The following is a 255-nucleotide window of genomic DNA, read 5'->3' on the forward strand; positions in this document are numbered from 1 at the left end:
TACAGGTCCGGGTCGTGACTGACCGGTCGGCCGCCGCGGGAACCCTTCTTCTTGCGGTTGGCGGCCTGGTCGGCCTTCTCCGGGATGACACCGCGGATCCGGCGTCGCCGCAGGTAGGCGCGGTTGGAGCGGGAGGAGTACGCCTTGTCCGCAGCGACGGCGCCGGGCCGGGTGCGCGGGCGGCCGACCGGGCCACGCACCTTGATGCGCTCCAGTACCGCAACGAAGCGGGGGCTGTCACCGGCCTGTCCCGGT

General features: G+C 72.9%; 1 pseudogene. It reads right to left on the minus strand.

The features are described 5' to 3' along the window. A pseudogene (locus SCWH03_RS28430) lies at nt 1–255 on the minus strand (IS5/IS1182 family transposase); the annotation flags it as partial.

Origin of the sequence: Streptomyces pacificus, from assembly GCF_011766325.1 — a bacterium.
In the GTDB taxonomy this organism is placed as follows: Bacteria; Actinomycetota; Actinomycetes; order Streptomycetales; family Streptomycetaceae; genus Streptomyces; species Streptomyces pacificus.